Source organism: Streptomyces sp. NPDC003016 (assembly GCF_053591455.1).
The window spans coordinates 1-20111 of sequence record NZ_JBSFTV010000055.1; the positions used below are offsets into that span (position 1 = coordinate 1).

The window sequence follows — 20111 nt, forward strand, 5'->3', positions numbered from 1 at the left end:
TCCAGAACCCCCACCGTCACCCTCGCCGCATAACCACCCCAGACAGCCTCAAAACCGTCACCACATCCTTGACGAAGGACATAGAGACACCCCCCTCCTCCCCCGTCCCCGGCTCATGCCACGGCGTGCCGTCAGGTGTGGACGATGCTGTTGTGACCGTCCTGGTCGTCGGCGTGGCCGTCGTTGAACCAGTAGTCGCCGTGGGCGAGGTAGCGGAAGCCGTAACGCTGTTCCCTGGGGAGGGTGACGGTGACGGAGCGAGTGCCGTCCGCCCGTTCCGTGAGGAGGTGGGCTCCCGGCTGCCAGTCGTTGAAGTCACCGACCACGCTGACCTGCCCGCAGGCCTGGCCCGCCGGGATGACGAAGGTGATCTCTGTGTGCTTCTTACGTCGGCTGCGCTCCAGCATCGTTGAACCTTTCCTCGGGGGGAGTGACTCAGGATCCCCACCGCGTCGGCCTTCCGGCACCTCTTGTTGAGCCGACGGCGCCGCCCGTCGCCCGTATGGGCTCGGACATTCACCCTCGGCTCCGACAAGGAAGTCCGCCGGGGTCGGCCGGCGGCCGCCCGGCAGGGCGGGGCCGACCGCCATGACCAGGGCCGCGCACCCCGGTGGCCAGATCGTCACCGATGTCCGGGAGTACGTTCGCCAGGTGTACGCCGACCCCGAGCAGCGCCGCGGGGGCGACGGTCCACCAGGCCGGCCAGGGCCGCCCCTCCGGCCCCAGCGCGACGAAGGCGGGAAGCGCCGCGCACCCCACCGCGTACGGCAGTCAGGACAGCGCGGTCGTCTTGAGCCCGAAGTCGTACGCCCGGGCCTGTACGTCCGGGCCGCGGCGACTCCGAGGAGGTGGACCGTCCCCGCCAGCGGCCCGCCGGCCAGGGGCAGCGGGCCGCGCAGGGCCAGGGCGGTGACCGCTGCGGCGCGTACGGCGCCGTCGCTCCAGCCGACGCCACGAGTCCGTCGGGGAAGTCACGGGAGAGCGGTCGCGACCGGACCCGCCGCGCGGAGTACCTGAGCGGTGAACTCGTCGAGGGGGTAGAACAACTCGATCGCCAGCTCCGACAGCGTCACATCGGCCGGGGCTCCGAACGTCGCCATGGTGCTGAACATCGACAGCTCGCCCATCGGGGTGCGGACTCTCAGCGGTACCTGCACCGGACCCGGCCGCGCGGCCGGGTTGCCGGGCCCGGCCGTCCCCTCGTCCGCGCGTACGGGGTACTGGCTCACCTCGTCGTACAGCGCGCGCAGTTCCGCGTCCCCGGTGGCGTTGACCTGGCGCAGCAGCCGTTCCAGGAAGAGGGCCCGGACCTCGGTGAGGTTGACCAGTCGCGAGGCCAGGCCGTCGGGGTGCAGCGCCAGGCGGAACACGTTCGGCCGCGGGCCGAGCAGATGCGCCGGTACGCCGTCCATGAGTACGGACATGGACCGGTTGCCGGCCAGCACGTTCCAGCAGCGGTCGACGACGACGGCGGGATACGGCTCGTGCGCCGTCAGCATCGTGTCGAGCGCGGAACGGACGGAGGCCATGCTCTCGTCGTCGAGACTGCTCTCCCGGTATGCCGGTGCGTAGTCGGCGGCCAGCAGCAAGGTGTTGCGCTCGCGCAACGGGACGTCCAGGGCAGCGGACAACCGGAGCACCATCGCCCGGCTCGGGCGCGCCCGGCCGGTCTCCACGCAGGACAGGTGACGCGCAGAGGTGTCCGCCAGGAGGGCGAGGTCGAGCTGACTGAGCCTGCGGCGCCGGCGCCACTCCCGCAGCAGGGCGCCCACCCGGGACAACTGTTCCGCATCCATGGCCCGGAGGGTATCCACCCACAGGTCACGGCGGCCATGACCCGGGAGGTCATTGAGTCCGGGAACCCCGTGATGCCACGGTCTTCCCCGGCGGGGCCCGGCCGGGCCCCGCCGCCCACCGCGACCGGGGAGCCCGTATGCCCGTTCCGACCACGACAGCCTCGCGCCGCCCGGCCGGCAGCGCCGCACCGGACCTGCTGCGTACCACCCTGCGCGTCGACAGCTGGAGCACCGCGGTCTTCGGCGTCGTCATGCTGGCCGGCGCCGAGTGGCTCAGCGGCCCGCTCGGCCTGCCTGTCGCGTGGTCCGTCCCGTTCGGGGCCGCCATGCTGGGCGGGGCCGCCGTGCTCGCTCTCCTCGCCCGCCGTCCGCGGGTCCCCGCACGCCCCGCCGCGGCCGCCGCCTCGGTCAACGCGGTGTCCTGCCCGGCGCTCCTCCTTTTCGCGTTCACGGACGTGGCGCCGCTCACCGGCCCGGGAACCGTCTTCATGACCGTCGGATCGGTGGTGGTCGCGGTCTTCGCCGCACTCGAGTTCACCGGCCTGCGCCACTCGCGGGGAAGGCGGTGAGATCGTCTGCATCAAGCATCCGATGGAGGGCAGGGGCAGAGAAGCCGCATCGTGGCCCGTCTGTTCCCGTCATGACGTGAGCCGTGGTGCGGTGCATCAGCAGATCCACAGCATTGCGCCCCGGCTCCCATCCGGCCGGCCGCAGAGAGGCAGACGACGTGCGTAGTGTCGGAGTGGAGGAGGAGCTCCTCCTGGTGGACTCGCGGACCGGCGAGCCGCAGGCGTTGTCCGCGGCGGTACTGGCCTCGGTGTCCCGGGAGGGCGGCAAGGAGGCCGAGATCTTCGAGGCCGAGCTGCACCGCCAGCAACTGGAGTTCGGCACCCGGCCGCAGACCGGCATGGGGGATCTCGCGGAGGAGATCGTCCGCTGGCGGGCGGAGGCCGCGCGCCACGCCGAAGGCCTGGGCGCGGCCGTCGTGGCCCTGGCCACGTCGCCGCTGCCGGTCAGCCCGGCCATCGGAAGCGGTGAGCGCTACCAGTGGCTGGAGGAACAGTTCGGACTGACCACACAGGAACAGCTGACGTGCGGTTGCCATGTCCATGTGTCGGTGGACTCCGACGAGGAGGGCGTCGCCGTCCTGGACCGGATCCGGCCGTGGCTGTCCGTCCTGCTCGCGCTGAGTGCGAACTCCCCCTTCTGGCAGGGCAAGGACAGCAAGTACAGCAGTTATCGCAGCAGGGTGTGGGGCCGGTGGCCCTCTGCCGGACCGGTGGAGATCTTCGGCAGCGCCGACCGGTACCACGAGCAGATCGATGCCATGGTCGGCACCGGCGCGCTGCGGGACCAGGGGATGATCTACTTCGACGCCCGGCTCTCGCACCGTTACCCCACCGTGGAGATCCGGGTGGCCGACGTGTGCCTCGACCCCTCCACGACGGTGCTCCTGGCCACGCTGGCCCGCGCCCTGGTGGAGACGGCGGCCCGGCAGTGGCAGGCCGGCGAACCGCCCGCGCGGCACGGGGTGGGCCTGTTGCGGCTGGCCGCGTGGCGAGCCGGACGGTCGGGGCTGGAGGAGGAGCTGATCCACCCCGTCACCATGCGTCCCGCACCGGCCGAAGCGGTGGTGCGGGCGCTGTTCGAACATGTCCGGGACGCCCTGGAGGACAGCGGGGACGTGCTTCCCGTCCAGGAAGGCCTCGCGACGCTGCTGAAGGGGGGAAACGGGGCGCGCGTCCAGCGCGATCTGCTGCACCGCAGCGGTGACCTGCGGTCCGTGGTCACCGAGTGCGTGCGCAGGACCCGCGGGTAGGCCGCGGGTCCTGGCGCCTGCGCGCGTGCGCGCCCTCTCGGGCCGCGGTCACGGACTCACGGAGTTGACGGACGGGGACGCGTCACGGGTGGTCGGGCTGCTGGTCCGGAGGCGTGCCGCCGCCCTCTCCGCCGCCCTTGTTTCCCTTGTCGGTCCCGTGGGCGTGCTTGCTTCCGTGGCTCCCCGCCGAACCGGGCTGGCCGGCCTTGAGCTCCGCGCTGTCCTGCGGGGTGGCGCCTCCCTTGTCGCTGCGCCGCTGTTCAGGCTGTTGCGGGTTCGACATTCCGATCCCTGCTCTCCGATCGAGACGTACCTGCTTCCACCCTGCGCGTTCCCAGGCAGAAAGAGACGACACATCCACCAGGGCCGGATGTGGGAAGCGCCGGCCGACGGGTGACGTCGGCCGGCGCTTTCGCGGTCACGGGCTCAGGGAGCCGAAAGGATCAGAGAACGCCGGACTCAGTGATGGTGATCTTGGCCTTCGGGTTGCCGTTGGACGTGCCGTAGCCCTCGATCTTCTTGACGAGGTCCATGCTCGCCTGGTCGGCGACCTCGCCGAACACGACGTGCTTGCCGTCCAGCCACGACGTCACCACGGTGGTGATGAAGAACTGGGAGCCGTTGGTGTTCGGGCCGGCATTGGCCATGGACAGCAGGCCCGGCTTGTTGTGCGTGAGCTTGAAGTTCTCGTCGGCGAACTTCTCGCCGTAGATGCTCTTGCCGCCGGTGCCGTCGCCCCGGGTGAAGTCGCCGCCCTGGAGCATGAAGCCGGGGATGATGCGGTGGAAGGAAGAACCGGCGTAACCGAAGCCCTTTTCGCCGGTGGCCAGCGCGCGGAAGTTCTCCGCCGTCTCGGGAACCACGTCGTCGAACAGGTTGAAGGTGATCCGCCCCTCGGGCTGGTCGTTGATGCTGATGTCGAAGTAAGCCTTGATCGTCATGGTTCTATCCTGACATCCCGGGCGGCCTCCCGTGCATCCGGCATCCCGGCAAGCGGGTGGGCGTCGCTCCGGGCGCCCCCACCGAGGCCCATGGCATATGCCAGAAGCACCACCGTATCGAGTGTTGCCGAATCCCTTACGGGCTTTTCCCGGCTGTGCCAGAGTCGTAGGCGGTCCATCCACCAGAGCTGGCCCGGCCGCGCCTGTATCGGAGTACGACATGCCGTCCCATCCGTTCGCGGACTCCCCTGCGCCACAGCCTCCCCCGCGGGGCTCCGTCGACGCGCTGATTTCGCAGACCCGTCGGCTGCGCGGCGACGTGGCCGCGGTGCGCCGGGACGCGGTCGTGGTGGAGGACGAGGATCCGCACGGGCGCTGGCAGCGGGCCCTGTGCGATCTGGCGGTTCACCAACTCGACGACCTGGGCGCCCACTTGGGGCAGCTCAAGGCCGGTCTGCCCCCCGAGCCCGAGGAGGTGCCCGCCGACGTTCCCCCCGTCGCGCCGGGCACGTCGTTACTCAGCCGGGCCGGCAGCGCGGAGTGGAACCTCCTCACCGACGAGGTGGACTGGTCCGACGAGCTGTACGAGATCTTCGGCCGTACGCCCGGGGACGGCCCGCTGTCGCTGGACGAACTGCCGTCCGTGCTCCTCCCCGAGGACCAGGGGTTCCTCGCCTCGATGGTGACGGACTGCCTGGTCGACGGGAAGCCGATCGACGGCGAGTTCCGTATCGTGCGCGCCGACCGCACCGTACGGACCCTGCACATGATGGGTGAGCCGGTGCTCGACGCCGACGGCTGCACCGCCTCGATGTGGGCCGTGCTGCGGGACGTCAGCGAGGTGCGCCGCAGCCGGCGCGCGGTGAGCGAAACCCGTGACTCACTGCGGCGCCAACAGCACATCGCGCAGACCGAGCACCGGATCGCGGTCGAGCTGCAGCAGACCGTACTGCCGCCGTGGCGCGGCCCCCTGCGGCTCCCGCACGGCGGTCCCGCCGCGCTCGACCTCGCCGCCCATTACCTGCCGTCCGCGTCGAGCGCACTGATCGGCGGGAACTGGCACGACGCGCTGGAGCTGCCCGGCGGGCAGACACTGCTGACCGTGGGCGACCTGGCCGGCCACGGGGTGGCCGCCACCTCCGGGATGGCCATGCTGCTCGGAGCGGTGCGCGGGATGGCCGTGGCCGGCATCGAGCCCGGTGCTCTGATGGGACACCTCAACCAGCTGCTGGAAGCCTCGACCCAGCCCGCGCTGGGCAGCGTGATGTGCTGCCGCTACGACCCGGTCACCCGGCTTCTGACCTGGGCGCAGGCGGGCCACCCCGCCCCGCTGCTGTTCCGCGACGGGACGGGGCGCCCGTTGACGCCGCCTGAAGGGGTGCTGCTCGGAGCGACGTCCGGCGCCGCGTACGAACAGGTCGAGGTTCAGCTGCGCCCCGGCGACCTGCTGGTTCTGCACACCGACGGCATCTCGCGCCGCAGCCCCACCGACGGTGCCGGTCCGTCCAGGCTGCTGGACCTCGCGCCGCGCTTCACCGAGGCCCGTAGCGCGCAGGAGTGCGTGCGGCTGGTCGTGGCGGAGTTCGGCGAGGCGGAGCGTGAGAACGACGCGTGCGTGCTGATCGCCCGGGTCGCGGCGTAGAACGGAGTGGTTGCGGGACGCCGGTTCTAGACGCTGGTGCTCCTGTTCGTCTTCTTGGCGGGCAGTACCAGCTGAATCTCCTCGCGCAGATCTTCGATCTTCGGGTAGTCCGCGTACTGGCCGGTGAGCCGGTACATCTGCCGCAGCCGGTCCCAGGTGCGGTGCGAGGAGGTCTCCCCCATCGACATCAGCGCGAGGCGTGCGTACCGGTCGGCCTGTTCCGGGTCGTCCGCGATGAAGCACGCGGAGGCCAGGGAGAGGTAGTCGAAGATCTTCGACCGCTGCCTGCCGCCCGCCCGGAGATCGAGCGCCTGCTTGGCGTGGCGCTGCGCCGCGACCGCCGCCGCGGGCTCGTGCTCCGCGAGCGTACGGAAGGCCAGCGCCTGCATCCCGTGCAGGTCGGCCTCGTCGAACATCTGCATCCAGCTCGGCGGCGGGACATCTCCCTTGTCCGACACGAACAGTTCCTCCGCCTCCCCCAAAGTGCGCCGCATGGCCTGACCGCGGCCCAGGGACGCCTGTGCCCATGCCTCGATGGTGTGCAGCATGGCGCGGGTACGGGGCAGCATCTCGCCGCCGGATCCGGACTTGGCCAGCTTCATCAGGTCCAGGGCGTCGTCGGGCTTTCCGAGGTGCACCATCTGGCGGGCGGCCCGGGAGAGGGCCTCGCCCGCGCGGGGGCGGTCGCCGCCCTCGCGGGCCGCATGGGCGGCGATGACGAAGTACTTCTGGGCGGTGGGTTCGAGGCCGACGTCGTGCGACATCCAGCCGGCGAGGACCGCCAGGTTGGCGGCGACGCCCCACAGCCGGCGCTGGAGGTGGTCGGGGTGATGGTAGGCGAGCATGCCGCCCACTTCGTTGAGCTGGCCCACCACCGCCTTGCGCTGGAGGCCGCCGCCGCGGGCGGCGTCCCAGGCACGGAACACTTCGACGGAACGCTCGAGTTCTTCGATCTCCTGCGACCCGATGGGGGCGGCCTCGTAGCGGTCGTACCCGGCGGGGTCGGCGTGCAGGGAATCGTCGGCGCGTGGAGCGCCGTCCGTCGGAGCGGGGTCGGTGTGGAGCCAGTCGTGCATGGCGCTGCTGAGTGCGGAGCCTGCGGCGAGCGCGGCGCCCGCGCCCACCAAGCCGCGTCGGTTGAGCATGAGGTCCATTCCCGTGAATTCGGTGAGGACCGCCGCCGTCCGTTCGGGCGCCCACGGAAGGCCGTCGGGATTCTCTGCGCTCCTGACGTCCCGCCGTTTTCCCGTGCGCCCGTGCCGGTCGAACCCGAGGTCCTCGATGGTCACGACACGGCCGAGTCGCTCGGTGAACAGAGCTGCCAGCACTTTGGGCACGGGATCACGTGGGGCTTCCCCCATGTCGATCCAGCGTCGTACGCGCGAGGTGTCGGTCGCCAGCTGCGCATGGCCCATGGCCGCCGCCTGCCGGTTCACCAGTCTCGCGAGTTCGCCCTTGGACCAGCCGGCGAGGCCGAACAGGTCTGCCAGGCGGGTGTTGGGTTCTCCGGTCACATCAAGCCCCCAGGGTCTCGGCTGATTCGACAGTAACCCCGTGTCAGATGCGGTGGGAATATTCGCCAGGGTTCGCCAGGGTCCGCCACATGGTGTGCCACCCGCAGGCGGGTGTCAGGTAAGAAAGCGCCACCCCGCTCCGGCAACCGAGCGGCATTCCCCAGGGTGTTGACCGGTTGCCGGGACGGGCGGCGCACGTAACTCGTCGGCGCGCGAAGGGATCTGTATCGCCCATGTACACAGCATCGTCCTCCGTGTCCGCCCCGCCTCGGCCGTACCGTCCCGTGGCGACGGGCAGCGGACCGTATCTCGACCCCCATCACGCCGGCGCAGCGCCGCTGGGCGCCGGCCGGACCCGGCGAGCGGCAGGGCTGGGCTCCCCGCCGCCCAGCGGGAGACTCGACCTGTCCGGCCCCCAGGGAGCGCAACTGAGGATGGCCATCACCTCGGTGCACCGGATCTGCCCGGAGTTCAACCCGGTGCAGGTACTGCGCCGCAGCGGGCGGTCCGTACTCCTCGTCGGCACCACGGGCCGCACCACCGCGGTCGCGAAGTGTTTACTGGACCACTCCCCCGCCTGGACGGAGAGGTTCCGTCACGAAATAGCTTCTTATCGCACCTTCGTCCGGCACCGTCCACCGGTGCGGGCGCCGCGGCTGATCGCGGCGGACCCCGACCACTGCGCCCTGGTGATCGAGCGGATGCCGGGCCGGGTCGCCGCTCTCACCCGGCATCCGACCGAGGCACCGCCGCGCGCCGATCTGCGGGCCGTCCTCGGCGCGGTCAAGCGGGTCAACGACTGGCAGCCGCCGGCCGACGTCTTCGAGACGCCGCTCGACTACTCCTCGCGGATCTCCCGGTACCACGCGCTGGGTCTGCTCACCGACCGGGACCTCGACGATCTGCAGAAGCTTCTGCACGGCTTCGCCCAGGCGACCGGGGGGCGGCAGAGCAGGCGGCAGTTCTGTCACGGTGACGCGCTGCTCTCCAACATCCTGCTGTCACCGGCCGGGCCCGTCCTGGTCGACTGGGAGCACGCGGGCTGGTACCTGCCGGGGTACGACCTGGCGACGCTGTGGGCGGTGCTGGGCGACGCTCCTGCGGCGCGACGTGAAATCAGCAAGCTGGCGCAGGCGTCGGGCACCGCGGCGCGGGACGCGTTCCTGGTGAACCTGATGCTCGTACTGACGCGGGAGATCCGTACGTACGAGACCGCTGTCCAGCGCACCATGCGGGAGGCGCCTGCGGTGACCGGGGCGACGGGGCAGGCCCCGGCGGGCGGGATGTCGACCGGTGAGGAGCAGCGGTTGCTGCTGCGGCGGCTGCACGACGACTGCGCGATGGCCCGGCGGGCCGTGCGCGCGGCCGTCGGCACCCGCTGAGGGGGAGGGGGAAGCACCGGCCCACCCGGTGACGATCATCCGGGTGGGCCGGTGCTCTGTCATGTGCCGTGGAGCCCAGGGACTCCGGAACCCGACGGTGTCCACGTCGAACGAGTTGTTCTGCGGTGACGTGGAGACGGGACAGAGCTTGCGGGTGCCCGCGAGGGCCTCGACCGGGACGGCCGGGGTGGACCGACAGGTGTCCCGGCCACCGGTGTCCGGTACCGGGGTGGACCTCGGGGCTTCGCACCGCCGAGTGGCGCTGATGGACATCGGCCGGGCGACGCTCGCCGCGCGGGAGGACCCGGTGGTGCTCGGCGGGGCGCCGGCCGCCGAGCACGGCCAGCTGCTCGCGGGCGTACGGGAGGCGGTGTACCGGCGGTCGCGTCCGTCGGCGACGCACGTGCTGCGGATCGAGTCGAGCCGTACAGGCGAGAACGCGGCGGCGGCCGGCGCCGGGGTCCTCGCGATCGGGCACGCGCTGTCACCCGCGGAGGCGGACCGGGCGCCGGCACGGGCGGCCCCTGAGGTTTCAGGAGGGCGCCTCCTGCAACCTCAGGTGCCGGCGGCAGAAGCGGTTCACCCGCCTGCGCGCCGGACGGTGCGGTCTCGGGGGCGACGACGGGGAAGGCTCTCCGTCGGTACGAGCAGAACGCCGTCCGGCACCGGCCCCCGCCGGGAAGGGAAGTCACGATGAGCCGCACCCACGACGACACGGACGGCAACGCCGCGTACGGGAAGAAGTCCTTCAAGCGGGCGAAGAGCCACTTCGCGGACCGCGTCACGGCCGGCGGCAAGGACGGCTGGCCCGTCGAGGCCGGCCGCTACCGGCTCGTGGTGAGCCGCGCCTGTCCGTGGGCGAGCCGCGCGCTGGTCTCACGACGGCTGCTCGGCCTGGAGGGTGCCGTGTCCCTCGCCGTCGCGGATCCGGTCCAGGACGATCGCAGCTGGCGGTTCACCCTCGACCCCGGGGGCCGCGACCCGGTACTCGGCATCCGGTACCTCAGCGAGGCCTACGAGGCGCGGGAGCCGGGCTACCCCGACGGAGTGAGCGTCCCGGCGATCGTGGACGTGCCCAGCGGCAAGCTGGTCACCAACGACTACCAGCGGATCACACTGGACTTCGCCACCGAGTGGAAGGCGCTGCACCGGTCCGGCGCACCCGATCTGTATCCGGAGGCGCTGCGCGCGGAGATCGACGAGGTGATGGAAGGCGTCTACCGCGACGTCAACAACGGGGTGTACCGGGCGGGCTTCGCGACCCGGCAGAGTGAGTACGAGGACGCGTGCCGGGGTGTGTTCCGGCGGCTGGACCTGGTGGCGCGGCGGCTCGCGGACCACCGCTATCTGGTCGGGGACACCATCACGGAGGCGGACATCCGGCTCTTCACCACGCTGGTGCGCTTCGACGCGGTCTACCACGGCCACTTCAAGTGCAACCAGTGGAAGCTGACCGAGCATCCCGTGCTGTGGGCGTACGCGCGTGATCTCTACCAGACGCCCGGCTTCGGGGACACCGTCGACTTCGACCACATCAAGCGCCATTACTACCAGGTGCACACCGGCATCAATCCGACCGGAATCGTGCCACTGGGGCCCGGTCTCTCCGGCTGGGTGACACCGCATCACCGCGCGGAGCTGGGCGGCCGCCCGTTCGGCGACGGTACGCCGCCGGGGCCGGCGCCGGCGGCTGAGCGGGTGACGTCCGGCGACTGAACCTCCCTGCGGCCGGGCAGACGAGGGGAGAGCGCGTGCGAGCGCGAGCCGTCCGGGAGGTCCCATGAGCACAGAGGCATGGACGCTGCTCGTCGTCGCCGTGGCGCTGGCGGTGGCGACGCTCGCCGTGGCGGTCGCCGTGCTCGTACGGCTGGTGCGCGCCCGCCGGAGCCTGCGGCGGGCGGGGCTGCCGGAGGGGCGCCCCTGGGCCTTCTGGGCCGCTGTCGCCTACCTCGTCCTGCCGACGGATCTGATGCCCGACCCGGTGTATCTCGATGACATCGGCGTACTGCTGCTCGCCCTGAAGTCACTGCGCGCCGATCGCGGCCCGAACTGATCCGACGGCAACTCCGCTCCCCGGGGCAGCCATTGGTTCACACCACTGACGCGTCGCAGGCCCGCGTACCGCCGTGGCGAAACGCTCCGTCACACCCGCGCTGACGTGCGAAGTCCCCGCGGCCGAGCCTCATTGACGGATCGTCCGGGAGCCGATACCCCTTGTCATCGCGTCCCGGCCCGCAGGCCCTTCGTGTACCACCCGTCCCTGGAGGCTGCATTGCAAGGATCCGTCACGCCACGATCCACGAACGCGCGCAGACGTGCCTGGCAGGCGGGGGGTTTCGTGGTGTCCGCCGCGCTGGTGCTGCCACTGCTCTCGGCCGGGCCTTCCGCCACCGCGGAGCAGCCCGCACGGTCCGCGTGGTCCGCCCAGCCCGCGTCCGCTGCGCTGCAGCGCGACTTCGCGGCGGCCGCCGCGCAGTACCGGGTGCCGCAGAGCGTGCTGCTCGGGGTGGCGTATCTGCAGTCCCGCTGGGACGCGCACGGCGGCGCGCCGAGCGTGACCGGCGGCTACGGCCCGATGCACCTCACCGACGCCGGGGCCGCGCTCGAAGAGGCACCGCACCACACGGACTCCGGGGAGGACCCGCGCGGTGACGACGCCCGCCCCGCGCGGACCGGCGGTGAGGCCGGGGTGCCGGAGGTGTCCGGACTCCCGGCCCGGCTGAAGACCCTGGAGCGGGCCGCCGCGCTGACCGGGCTGCCGGCCGCGGAGCTGCGGCAGAGCCCCTCGGCGAACGTCCGGGGCGGGGCGGCGCTCCTGGCCGCCGCACAGAAGCAGCTCGGGCAGCCGCTCAGCGCCGACCCGGCCGACTGGTACGGCGCGGTCGCCCGCTTCTCCGGAGCCGACGACACCGCGACCGCGACGACGTACGCCGATGACGTGTACGACGTGATCCGGACGGGTGAGCGGCGTACGACCGACAGCGGCCAGCAGGTCTCGCTGCCCGGCTCCCCCGGGCTCGTGCCCCACCGTACGCGGGCCGCGGGCCTCGGGCTGCGGACCGCCGGCACGGGACGCACCGAGTGTCCGAAGACGGTGGCGTGCGAGTGGATCCCGGCCCCGTACAAGGAGTTCGGGGACGGCGACTACGGCAACCACGACAAGGGCGACCGCCCCGCGGGCCAGGGCATCGACTACATCGTCGTCCACGACACCGAGGCCACCTGGGACACGACGCTGAAGCTGGTCCAGAACCCGGAGTACGTGTCCTGGCAGTACTCGCTGCGCTCGTCGGACGGGCACATCGCCCAGCACGTGCCGCTCAAGGACGTGGCCTGGCACGCGGGCAACTGGTACATCAACTCCAAGTCCGTGGGCCTGGAGCACGAGGGGTTCCTGACCTCGCCGGACGCCTGGTACACGGAGGCGATGTACCGCACGTCGGCGCGGCTGGTGAAGTACCTGGCGAAGCGGTACGGCATCCCGCTCGACCGGCAGCACGTCCTGGGCCACGACAACGTCCCGGGAACGACCACCGCCACCATCCGCGGGATGCACACCGACCCGGGCCCGTACTGGGACTGGGCGCACTACTTCGAGCTGCTCGGCAAGCCCTTCACCCCGTCGGCGGGCCCCGGCAGCGGTGTCGTCACCGTCCGGCCCCGGTACGCGAAGCACCAGCCCCTCTACACGGGCTGCGTGAAGGCCGGGCAGCCGTGCGCCCCGCACGGCTCGGGCGCCGTCCGGCTGCACACCGCGCCCGCCCAGGACGCACCGCTGGTGAAGGACGTCGGTCTGCGCCCCGGTGGCCAGGACTCGACGAACGGCGTCAACGACACCGGCGCGCGTGCCTCGACGGGGCAGCAGTACGCCGTCGCGGAGCGCAGGGGCGAGTGGACCGCGATCTGGTACCTGGGGCAGAAGGCGTGGTTCCACAATCCGCGCACCCAGCCGACCGCGGTGAACGCGCGCGGCCTGCTGCTGACGCCGGAGGACGGGGCCGCCGAAGTACCGGTGTACGGGCGGGCCTACCCGGAGGCGGCGGCGTACGCCGGAACGTCCGTGCCGGTGCAGGCCGTTTCACCACTGCCGTACAAGCTGCTCGCCGGACAGCGTTATGTGGTCGGCGGCCGTGCCCCGGGCGAGTACTTCTTCGCTCCGGCGTTCGATACCGCCGGACACCGGGTGATCCGTGGCAAGGAGGCGTACTACGAGATCCAGTTCGGCCACCGGGTCGCCTATGTGAAAGCCTCCGACGTGCGCGTACTCCGGCCGTAGCGGGTCGCGGAAGACGACGGGGCGCCATCGGCCGCAGTCGGCGATGGCGCCCTTTCGTATGACTAATCGGCGCGGGGAGTGGGCCGTACGGGCGACGGGTAGGGCTGGGCGGAATTGACCGGTCCGTGCGACGGTGGACGCGCGGACGTCCTGGAAAGGCCGGACCCGTACATGGCACAACAGCCCTTCACACTGCCGGACTTCTACGTTCCGTATCCGGCGCGGCTCAACCCCCACGTCGAGGAAGCCCGTCGGCACACGCGGGAGTGGGCTCGCCGGATGGAGATGCTGGAGGGCTCGGGCATCTGGGAGGAGCGCGACCTCGAGGCGCACGACTACGCACTGCTCTGCGCGTACACCCATCCCGACTGCTCCTCCGACGTGCTGGCGCTGGTCACCGACTGGTACGTGTGGGTCTTCTTCTTCGACGACCACTTCCTGGAGACCTTCAAGCGGTCCCTGGACCGGGAGGGCGGGAAGCGGTACCTGGACCGGCTGCCGGCGTTCATGCCGATGGACCTGGCGGACGGTATGCCGGAGCCGGAGAACCCGGTCGAGGCGGGGCTGGCGGACCTGTGGACGCGGACCGTGCCGAGCATGACCGGCGCGTGGCGGGAACGGTTCGCCGAGTCGACCAGGAACCTGCTCAACGAGTCCCTGTGGGAACTGTCCAACATGGACGAGGGACGGATTGCCAACCCCGTCGAGTACATCGAGATGCGCCGGAAGGTCGGCGGCGCGCCCTGGTCGGCGGGCATCGTCGAGTTCGCGGCGAACGCCGAGGTCCCGGCGTCGGTGGCGCGCTCCCGGCCGCTCGCGGTGCTGCGCGACGCGTTCTCGGACGCGGTGCACCTGCGCAACGACCTCTTCTCGTACCAGCGTGAGGTCGAGGAGGAGCACGAGAACAGCAACGGCGTACTGGTCCTGGAGAATTTCCTGGGCTGTACGACGCAGGAGGCTGCGGAGGCGGTGAACGATCTGCTGACGTCCCGGCTCCAGCAGTTCGAGAACACGGCGCTCACCGAACTCGGGCCGCTGTGCGCCGAGAAGGGGCTGCGCCCGGACGAGACAGCCGCCGTACTGGCGTACGCCAAGGGCTTGCAGGACTGGCAGTCGGGCGGACACGAGTGGCACATGCGCTCCAGCCGGTACATGAACGGCGGCGGGGCGGCGGCCGGGCCCGCCGAGAGCGGCTGGGGCATGGCCGCGGCCACGATCCACTTCACGCCGAGGGCCGAAGCGGCGCGTCTGCGCACCCACAGCCATGTGCCGTACCAGCACGTCGGTCCGTCCATCGTGCCCGATCTGGACTTCCCGTACGCACTCCAGCTCAGCCCGCATCTGGCGGGCGCCCGGGAGCGGAACATCGCGTGGGCGCGGCGGATGGGGATGCTGGGGCCGCGGCCGGGGCAGCCGGCGTCGCACGTGTGGGACGAGCGCCGGCTGCGGAACATCGATCTGCCGCTCTGCTCGGCGGGTCTGCAACCCGACGCGACGCCGCAGGAGCTGGACCTGTCGTCGAACTGGCTGACCTGGGGGACGTACGGCGACGACCTCTACCCCGTCATCTACGGCCGCACCCGCGACCTGGCCGGCGCGCACGCGGCCAATGAGCGGCTGCGGCTCTTCATGCCCCTGGCCGGGGAGGCCACGCCCGAGCCGGTGGACGCGATGGAGCGGGGGCTGGCCGACCTCTGGCAGCGGACGGCGGGGCCGATGAACGACGCTTCGCGGCGTACGTTCCGCAAGTCGGTCGCCGACATGATCGCGAGCTGGGAGTGGGAGCTGGCGAACCAGGCGCTGCACCGTGTTCCCGACCCGGTGGACTACGTCGAGATGCGGCGGTTCACCTTCGGCGCCGACATGACGATGCGGCTGTGCCGGCTGTCGCACGGGGACCGCGTTCCGGACGAGATCTACCAGAGCGGCTCCATCCGGTCGCTGGAGAACTCGGCCGTCGACTACGCCACCCTGCTCAACGACCTCTTCTCGTACCAGAAGGAGATCGAGTACGAGGGCGAGGTGCACAACGCCGTCCTGGTCGTGCAGAACTTCTTCGGCGTCGGCTATCCGACCGGGGTCGAGATGGTGCACGAGCTGATGAAGGGGCGGATGAGGCAGTTCCAGCACGTCATCAAGGTCGAACTGCCCGTCCTGTACGACGACTTCGGGCTGGGCGCCGAAGCCCGGGAGATCCTCGACGGCTATGTGCGTGAGCTCCAGGACTGGATGGCCGGGATCCTGAACTGGCACCGCGGGTGCGTCCGCTACCGCGACGAGGACCTGCGCAGCGGGGCCGGCGGCGCGCCGTGGCACCTGAGCGGCCCCACCGGGCCGGGCACTTCGGCCGCCCGGGTCACCGCTCTGCTGGGCCGGCCGGCCGCGGCGCACGCATAACACCGCCCGCACACCGCCCGCCGTCGGTGAACGGGCCGCCGCATACGGCCTGTTCACCGGGGGCGGGGCGGGAGAGGCGGCGGAAGCGGTCAGCGCCGCGCGTCGGTGCCCGCGCGGTCGAAGGTGGCGGGTACCGGCAGGTTGTCCAGCCGGCCGACCGGCCAGGCGACCACCACCGCGCGTCCCACCACGTCGTCCACGGGCACCATGCCGGCGCCGGGCTGGTGCTGGTGGTAGCGGGAGTCTCCGGACGCCTGCCGGTGGTCACCCATCACCCAGAGGTGGCCGGTGGGTACGGTGACCTTGAACTGCCCGTCCGGGTCCGTGCTGCAGGCCGTGTTCCCGGGGAAGACGTACGGCTCGTCGAGCGCCTTGCCGTTGACCTTCAGCGGGCCCGCGCCCTCGCACTCCACCGTGTCACCGCCGACCCCGACGACCCGCTTGATCAAGTCCTTCTCCTCGGCGGACGGCATGAGTCCGACAAAGCCGAGCGCCTTTTGCACCGCGCCGGGCCGGGGCGTCGGCTCGTTCTTCAGCCAGTCGCCCGGGTCGTGGAAGACGACGACCTCACCGCGCTCGGGCTCGGAGCCGAACCACGGGGTCAGCTTGTCGACGAGTACCCGGTCGCCCTTCTGGAGCGTGTTCTGCATGGACTCCGAGGGGATGGAGAACGCCTGCACCAGGAACGTCTTGACGAACAGGGCCAGCAGCAGCGCGATCACCACGAGGAGCGGGAACTCCCTCCAGAAGGGGCGCTGCTTCTTCACCTTCGGATGCCGTGTTTCCGGTACGCCGACTGCCACGTCTCCCACCACCGCTCCTCGCCTCGCACGGAACTCAACCCTGCTGGAAAAGCTCCGGGGGCAGGGGCTTCAGCAGCGCGTACAGGTCGTCGGTGATCGGCCGGTCCCAGCTGGCGATGGTGACGAGCACACGGTCGCTGCGGTCGAACTGTACGCAGGAGATGCGGCTTTCGGAGAGCTTGATGCGACGCACGATCAGCAGGTTGTCGCCCTGCATCACCGGCATGTCCTCGCTGCCGACCACCTCGACGGGCTCGTCGTTCTCGAGCGCCGCGAGCAGCTGCGCCACCTCGAAGGGCACCTGCCCTTCGGCGAGCTCCCTGGCCGGGGAGCCCTCCGGCAGATTGCCGATGATCATCGCGGGGCCGCGGCCGCCGAACAGGTCGTAGCGCAGGAAGACACCCTGGCAGCTGCCGTCGGGGGCGGGCAGCAGGCCCGCTCCGAGGTTGCCCGGCCAGTCGCCCGGGTCCATGGCCAGGACGTCGAATTCCGGGCCCTCGGGCGTGGCGGAGGGGCGGCGGCGGAGGAAGGACATGCCGCCATGGTACGTGGCCCGGGCGGGCTTCCGGCGCCGGGGCGGACCGGTGCGCGGCTCGCTCCCGGCCGCTCGGGGCGCGCGGCCGGCGGATCCGGGGGGCCACCGTACGGGCTGGAATCCAGCCCGTACGGCGAGGGGCGGAGCGTGGTCGCGGGCCCTCAGGTCAGATCGAAGGCGCCGTCCCGCGCGTTCCGCACGAAGGCGCGCCATTCGGCCGGGTCGAAGATCAGTGACGGGCTGCCGGGCCTGGCGGCGTTGCGCATCGCGATGAATCCCTCGACGAACGCGATCTGAACGTCGCCGGCCCCCTGACCGCCCGGCTGCCAGTCCGCTCGGCTCAGGTCCAGCTCCGGCTTGCCCCAGTCCGCACGCCGCTGCGCGGTGATGCTCTCGGCCACGTCCCTGCTCCTCCCGGTTCGTCGTCCGCCGGTCAGCCTAGCGATCGTCCCCGGCGACGGACAGGCCGCGACGGGAGTGCGCGGACCGTGGGCGTCGGGCGTCGGCGACGGGTGTCGGCGGCCCGGGCGGCGGGGCCCGGGCGGCGGGTGTCGGGCGGCGGGTGTCGGCGGCCCGGGCGGCGAGTGTCGGGGGCCGGGCGGCGGGTGTCGGCGACGGGTGTCGGGCGGCGGGTGTCGGGGGCCGGCCAGGTGTGCCGGGTGCCGCTCGTGCCGTACGTGCGCCTCGGGGCCTCCACCCGCCCAGCCCCTACGCCCCGAGCAGGCCCTTCACCGCCCGGCCGAAGACCATCCGTCCCACCCGTACGATCACCGCGTCGAGCGCCCGGGGAAACCCGCGCAGCCGCAGCTCCTCCGTCCAGACCACCACGGCCCCGTCCCGGGCGGGGCGTACGTCGATCTCGGCCCACCCCAGGACCACCCTGCCCCGCTTCTCCAGCCGGCAGTGGCCGGCGCCGTCCCGCACCGGCGGATCCCAGACCATGACCTCCATCGGATCGTCGAAGCCCAGGCGTCCCAGGGCCGTACGGGCCACGAGCACCGTCCCCTCGCTGGTCGGCGGCGCGGTGGTGACGGTGATGCGGGTGAGCGGGACCTGAGCGGCGTGGTGTTCCCACACGGTCAGGCGCCGCCACGCCTCGTGGGCCGGCAGCGGCGTTCGGTGTTCGATACGGAAGAGGGCCACAACCCGACCTTAGAGCTGTGCAACGGCGCGCGCCGTTGCAGGATGGAGGGCATGCTGCTGGTCACACTCGCCCGGGTCTCGCGGGAGATCGCCTCGACGTCGGCGCGCTCGCGCAAGACCGCGCTGCTGGCGGAGCTCTTCCGGAGCGCGGGGCCCGACGACGTACCGATCGTGATCCCCTACCTGGCGGGCCGTCTCCCCCAGGGACGTATCGGGATCGGCTGGAGCCTGCTGCGCGAGCCCGTCGCTCCCGCCGCCGAGCCCACGCTGACCGTGGGTGGGGTGGACTCGGCGCTGACGGGGTTCGCGGGGGTCTCGGGGCCCGGCGCGCAGGCGCGGCGGGGGCGGCTGGTGCGGGAGCTGATGGCGGCGGCGACGGACGAGGAGCAGCGGTTCCTGATCGGGCTGCTCACGGGTGAGGTGCGGCAGGGGGCTCTGGACGCGCTGGCGGCGGAGGGGCTGGCCGCGGCGGCTTCGGCGCCCGCCGCCGACGTGCGCCGGGCGGTGATGCTGGGCGGTTCGCTGGTCGAGGTCGGCCGGGCGCTGCTGGCCCGGGGGCCCGCGGCGCTCGCGGAGTTCAGCCTCCGGGTGGGCCGCGCCGTGCCGCCGATGCTGGCGCACCCCGGGCAGGACGTCGGCGCGGCGGTCGACAGGCTCGGGCCGTGCGCCGTGGAGGAGAAGCTGGACGGCGTCCGGGTTCAGGTGCACCGTGACGGGGCGTGGGTGCGCGTCTTCACCCGCACCCTGGACGACATCACGGACCGCGTACCGGAACTGACCTCGGCCGCCGCCGGGTTGGCCGGTGACCGGTTCATCCTCGACGGCGAGGTCATCGCGTTCGACGCGGAGGGCGGGCCGCGCCCCTTCCAGGACATCGCGGGTCGCGTCGGCTCCCGCCTCGACGTGGCGGCGGCCCGTGAGGCGCTGCCCCTGTCGCCGGTCTTCTTCGACGTACTGGCGCTCGACGGCGAGGCCCTCCTGGACCTGTCCTACCGCGACAGGTACGAGCGGCTGGCGCGCCTGGTGCCCGAGCCGATGCGGGTACGCCGGACGGTGGTGACCGGTCCCGACGACGCGCCGCGGGCCGAGGACTTCCTGGCGCGGACGCTGGGGCGCGGTCACGAAGGGGTGGTGCTCAAGGCGCTGGACTCGCCCTACCAGGCGGGGCGGCGCGGCGCTTCGTGGCTCAAGGTGAAGCCCGTGCACACGCTCGACCTGGTGGTCCTGGCCGCCGAGTGGGGGCACGGCCGCAGGACCGGCAAGCTCTCGAACCTGCATCTCGGGGCACGGCGGCCCGACGGTACCTTCGCGATGCTCGGCAAGACGTTCAAGGGGCTCACCGACGCGATGCTGGACTGGCAGACGGAGCGGCTGCGGGAGCTGGCGACCGACGACAGCGGTCATGTGGTGACCGTACGTCCGGAGCTCGTCGTCGAGGTCGCCTACGACGGGCTCCAGCGGTCCACGCGCTATCCGGAAGGGGTGACGCTGCGTTTCGCGCGTGTGGTGCGCCACCGCGAGGACAAGCCGGCCACCGAGGCGGACACGGTCGCCACCGTCCTCGCCTCGGGTCCGGTGCGGGCGGCGGACTGAACGCTCCTGCTCGCCGTCGGCGGGCGCGGCCGTGATCTGTTCGCGCCAGTCCGTGCCGAGGGACCGGTTGCCGGGGCGGGCGTGGCCGGCGGCGTACCGCAGGGCGGGGACCGCCGACGTGCTCATACGGACCAGCCCCTCGCGTACGGACCAGCCCCTCGCGTGCCGACTTGCCCACGACGGGGTGCGGGCGCTGGAGCGTGTCCACCACGGCGGGGATCACGGGTTCCCCCGCCGTGCGGGTTCCCACGCCGCGTGGCAGAGCGTCCG

General features: G+C 71.9%; 18 protein-coding genes. 9 read left to right on the forward strand and 9 right to left on the reverse strand.

The annotated features are described in order from the left end of the window. Positions 1 to 131: 131 nt before the first annotated feature. On the reverse strand, positions 132 to 407 hold the full coding sequence (locus ACWDZ4_RS31785; RefSeq protein ID WP_451511847.1) for an isoamylase early set domain-containing protein: 276 nt from the start codon (positions 405 to 407) through the stop codon (positions 132 to 134). Positions 408 to 971: 564 nt separating this feature from the next. Continuing rightward, entirely contained in the window at positions 972 to 1796 is an 825-nt protein-coding gene (locus tag ACWDZ4_RS31790) for an MmyB family transcriptional regulator (protein ID WP_451511848.1), read from the reverse strand. Positions 1797 to 1933: 137 nt separating this feature from the next. Between ACWDZ4_RS31790 and ACWDZ4_RS31795 the strand changes: the two genes are divergently transcribed. Together ACWDZ4_RS31795 and ACWDZ4_RS31800 are read left to right on the forward strand one after the other, a co-directional pair. Then, a complete protein-coding gene (locus tag ACWDZ4_RS31795; RefSeq protein WP_451511849.1) occupies positions 1934 to 2365 on the forward strand; it encodes a hypothetical protein in 432 nt (143 codons plus the stop codon). A 158-nt stretch (positions 2366 to 2523) separates the two neighbouring features. After that, complete coding sequence (locus tag ACWDZ4_RS31800; RefSeq protein WP_451511850.1) at positions 2524 to 3615, forward strand: glutamate--cysteine ligase 2; 1092 nt, start codon at positions 2524 to 2526, stop codon at positions 3613 to 3615. Positions 3616 to 3697: 82 nt separating this feature from the next. Here the strand turns inward: ACWDZ4_RS31800 and ACWDZ4_RS31805 are convergent, their stop codons facing one another. Next, on the reverse strand, positions 3698 to 3898 hold the full coding sequence (locus ACWDZ4_RS31805) for a hypothetical protein (protein WP_450264401.1): 201 nt from the start codon (positions 3896 to 3898) through the stop codon (positions 3698 to 3700). A 160-nt stretch (positions 3899 to 4058) separates the two neighbouring features. Then, on the reverse strand, positions 4059 to 4556 hold the full coding sequence (locus tag ACWDZ4_RS31810) for a peptidylprolyl isomerase (protein WP_451511851.1): 498 nt from the start codon (positions 4554 to 4556) through the stop codon (positions 4059 to 4061). A 220-nt stretch (positions 4557 to 4776) separates the two neighbouring features. Between ACWDZ4_RS31810 and ACWDZ4_RS31815 the strand changes: the two genes are divergently transcribed. Then, positions 4777 to 6198 (forward strand): PP2C family protein-serine/threonine phosphatase, encoded by a 1422-nt coding sequence (locus ACWDZ4_RS31815; protein ID WP_451511852.1) that lies wholly within the window; start codon positions 4777 to 4779, stop codon positions 6196 to 6198. A gap of 26 nt (positions 6199 to 6224) precedes the next feature. On the opposite strand, the gene ACWDZ4_RS31820 is transcribed toward ACWDZ4_RS31815, so the two are convergent. After that, positions 6225 to 7712 carry a DNA-binding protein NsdB gene (locus ACWDZ4_RS31820; RefSeq protein WP_451511853.1) on the reverse strand — a complete coding sequence of 496 codons (1488 nt, stop codon included), beginning with the start codon at positions 7710 to 7712 and terminating at the stop codon, positions 6225 to 6227. A 233-nt stretch (positions 7713 to 7945) separates the two neighbouring features. On the opposite strand from ACWDZ4_RS31820, the gene ACWDZ4_RS31825 reads away from it, so the two are divergent. The 5 genes from ACWDZ4_RS31825 (at position 7946) to ACWDZ4_RS31845 (ending at position 15767) form a co-directional block, all read left to right on the forward strand. Further along, complete coding sequence (locus ACWDZ4_RS31825; RefSeq protein ID WP_451511854.1) at positions 7946 to 9094, forward strand: aminoglycoside phosphotransferase family protein; 1149 nt, start codon at positions 7946 to 7948, stop codon at positions 9092 to 9094. 693 nt (positions 9095 to 9787) lie between these two features. Continuing rightward, positions 9788 to 10810: a glutathione S-transferase family protein gene (locus tag ACWDZ4_RS31830; protein WP_451511855.1), complete on the forward strand. Its 1023-nt coding sequence runs from the start codon at positions 9788 to 9790 to the stop codon at positions 10808 to 10810. A gap of 64 nt (positions 10811 to 10874) precedes the next feature. Continuing rightward, positions 10875 to 11147: a DUF1232 domain-containing protein gene (locus ACWDZ4_RS31835; RefSeq protein WP_451511856.1), complete on the forward strand. Its 273-nt coding sequence runs from the start codon at positions 10875 to 10877 to the stop codon at positions 11145 to 11147. 219 nt (positions 11148 to 11366) lie between these two features. Further along, entirely contained in the window at positions 11367 to 13370 is a 2004-nt protein-coding gene (locus tag ACWDZ4_RS31840) for an N-acetylmuramoyl-L-alanine amidase (protein ID WP_451511857.1), read from the forward strand. Positions 13371 to 13541: 171 nt separating this feature from the next. Next, complete coding sequence (locus ACWDZ4_RS31845) at positions 13542 to 15767, forward strand: terpene synthase family protein (RefSeq protein ID WP_451511858.1); 2226 nt, start codon at positions 13542 to 13544, stop codon at positions 15765 to 15767. 89 nt (positions 15768 to 15856) lie between these two features. Here ACWDZ4_RS31845 and lepB read toward each other — a convergent pair whose 3' ends face one another. From lepB to ACWDZ4_RS31865, 4 genes are all read right to left on the reverse strand, one after another. Continuing rightward, the gene (gene lepB, locus ACWDZ4_RS31850) at positions 15857 to 16579 is read right to left on the reverse strand and encodes a signal peptidase I (protein ID WP_451511859.1); all 723 of its coding nucleotides are present in this window, start codon (positions 16577 to 16579) and stop codon (positions 15857 to 15859) included. 25 nt (positions 16580 to 16604) lie between these two features. Then, positions 16605 to 17105 (reverse strand): hypothetical protein, encoded by a 501-nt coding sequence (locus ACWDZ4_RS31855; RefSeq protein WP_451511860.1) that lies wholly within the window; start codon positions 17103 to 17105, stop codon positions 16605 to 16607. A gap of 161 nt (positions 17106 to 17266) precedes the next feature. After that, entirely contained in the window at positions 17267 to 17506 is a 240-nt protein-coding gene (locus ACWDZ4_RS31860; protein WP_451511861.1) for a DUF397 domain-containing protein, read from the reverse strand. Between the two features lie 307 nt (positions 17507 to 17813). Further along, entirely contained in the window at positions 17814 to 18248 is a 435-nt protein-coding gene (locus ACWDZ4_RS31865; protein ID WP_451511862.1) for an SRPBCC family protein, read from the reverse strand. Between the two features lie 51 nt (positions 18249 to 18299). Between ACWDZ4_RS31865 and ACWDZ4_RS31870 the strand changes: the two genes are divergently transcribed. Next, positions 18300 to 19841 (forward strand): ATP-dependent DNA ligase, encoded by a 1542-nt coding sequence (locus tag ACWDZ4_RS31870; protein WP_451511863.1) that lies wholly within the window; start codon positions 18300 to 18302, stop codon positions 19839 to 19841. Positions 19842 to 20111: the final 270 nt, after the last annotated feature.

Coding starts and splice junctions, on each gene's coding strand:
- ACWDZ4_RS31790 (WP_451511848.1), bottom strand. CDS start 1,796: ATGGATGCGGAACAGTTGTCCCGGGTGGGCGCCCTGCTGCGGGAGTGG.
- ACWDZ4_RS31825 (WP_451511854.1), top strand. CDS start 7,946: ATGTACACAGCATCGTCCTCCGTGTCCGCCCCGCCTCGGCCGTACCGT.
- ACWDZ4_RS31870 (WP_451511863.1), top strand. CDS start 18,300: ATGCTGCTGGTCACACTCGCCCGGGTCTCGCGGGAGATCGCCTCGACG.
- ACWDZ4_RS31830 (WP_451511855.1), top strand. CDS start 9,788: ATGAGCCGCACCCACGACGACACGGACGGCAACGCCGCGTACGGGAAG.
- ACWDZ4_RS31810 (WP_451511851.1), bottom strand. CDS start 4,556: ATGACGATCAAGGCTTACTTCGACATCAGCATCAACGACCAGCCCGAG.
- ACWDZ4_RS31805 (WP_450264401.1), bottom strand. CDS start 3,898: ATGTCGAACCCGCAACAGCCTGAACAGCGGCGCAGCGACAAGGGAGGC.
- ACWDZ4_RS31795 (WP_451511849.1), top strand. CDS start 1,934: ATGCCCGTTCCGACCACGACAGCCTCGCGCCGCCCGGCCGGCAGCGCC.
- ACWDZ4_RS31785 (WP_451511847.1), bottom strand. CDS start 407: ATGCTGGAGCGCAGCCGACGTAAGAAGCACACAGAGATCACCTTCGTC.
- ACWDZ4_RS31845 (WP_451511858.1), top strand. CDS start 13,542: ATGGCACAACAGCCCTTCACACTGCCGGACTTCTACGTTCCGTATCCG.
- ACWDZ4_RS31815 (WP_451511852.1), top strand. CDS start 4,777: ATGCCGTCCCATCCGTTCGCGGACTCCCCTGCGCCACAGCCTCCCCCG.
- ACWDZ4_RS31855 (WP_451511860.1), bottom strand. CDS start 17,105: ATGTCCTTCCTCCGCCGCCGCCCCTCCGCCACGCCCGAGGGCCCGGAA.
- ACWDZ4_RS31835 (WP_451511856.1), top strand. CDS start 10,875: ATGAGCACAGAGGCATGGACGCTGCTCGTCGTCGCCGTGGCGCTGGCG.